The organism is Sulfitobacter sp. HI0129 (genome assembly GCF_001635395.1).
GTDB lineage: Bacteria > Pseudomonadota > Alphaproteobacteria > Rhodobacterales > Rhodobacteraceae > Sulfitobacter.
In genome coordinates, this window is sequence record NZ_LWGH01000877.1 from 1 (window position 1) to 1481 (window position 1481).

Genomic DNA, 1481 nt, shown 5'->3' on the forward strand with positions numbered 1-1481 from the left:
ACGGCCTTCCGGGGCTTTGGCGGGCCACAGGGGATCGTCGGAATCGAACGGATCATGGATCACATCGCTCACACGCTCGACTATGATCCGCTGCGCATTCGGCAGGCCAATTACTACGCCGACAGCGAGGGCGGCGACGACACATCGAAGCCGGAAGAGGCTGCACGAGACGACCGTGCGCTGCCCCCGCACCCCGAGCGTGACCTCGCCTCCCGCGGGGCCGAGCCTGTGCCGTCGGGGGCGAAAGCGCCGCAGCCGGATGCCTCTGCCGCCCCGGACGGCCAGACGACGCCCTATCACCAGCCGGTCACGGATTGCATCATCAACGCGGTGACAGAACGGCTGTTGAAAAGCTCGGATTACCCCGCCCGGCGCGCGGCCATTGCGCAATGGAACGCTGAACAGCCTTTGCTGAAACGCGGCATCGCGCTGACGCCAGTCAAGTTCGGCATTTCATTTACGCTGACGCACCTCAATCAGGCGGGGGCGCTCGTACATGTCTATCAGGATGGATCGATCCACCTGAACCACGGCGGGACCGAAATGGGTCAGGGCCTGTTCCAGAAGGTCGCGCAGGTGGCGGCAGACCGGTTCGGCGTGCCGCTGGACAGCATTCGCATCACGGCGACGGACACCGCGAAGGTGCCCAATACCTCCGCCACCGCTGCCTCTTCGGGGTCCGATCTCAACGGGATGGCCGCCCGCGTCGCCTGCGACAAGATCCGCGACCGGATGGCCCGGCACCTCGCCGAAAGGCATCAGGCCGATCCCGAGGATGTCGTCTTTGCGGACGGGCAAGTCCGGGTAGGCGGCGAAACGATGAGTTTTGCCCGCGCCGCCGCTTCGGCCTATGAAAACCGGATCAGCCTGTCGGCCACCGGCTACTACAAGACCCCCGGCATCGAATGGGACCGCATCAGGGGCCGGGGGCGTCCGTTCTTCTACTTTGCCTATGGCGCGGCGGTGACGGAAGTGGTCATCGACACGCTGACCGGGGAGAACCGGATCCTGCGCACCGATATCCTGCATGACGCAGGGGCCTCCCTGAACCCGGCAATCGATATCGGCCAGATAGAAGGCGGTTATGTGCAGGGTGCCGGTTGGCTGACGACAGAAGAGCTCGTGTGGGACGAAGCCGGTGTTCTGCGCACCCATGCGCCGTCAACCTATAAGATCCCCGCCTGCTCCGACCGCCCGCCCGTCTTCAACGTCGCCCTCTGGGACGCGCCCAACCGGGCCGAAACGATCTATCGGTCGAAGGCGGTCGGGGAACCCCCGCTGATGCTCGGCATTTCCGCATGGGCCGCTTTGGCAGACGCTGCCCGCGCCTGCGGGCCGCACTTTCCCGACCTGCAGACGCCCGCTACCGCAGANGCGGTACTTGCCGCCGTGAAGCGAGCACGCCATGGGGTTTGATCGCGAGGCATTGATCGCCGCCTGTACGCGGCACGGGCGCGTGGCGCGCGTCGTGGTGGCAGCAG

At 65.9% G+C, this 1481-nt stretch carries 1 protein-coding gene; it reads left to right on the forward strand.

Annotation, left to right across the window (positions count from 1 at the left end):
- Positions 1 to 1416 (forward strand): molybdopterin cofactor-binding domain-containing protein (locus tag A3764_RS20520; RefSeq protein ID WP_150122344.1); only part of this gene is annotated, 1416 nt, incomplete at its 5' end.
- Positions 1417 to 1481: the final 65 nt, after the last annotated feature.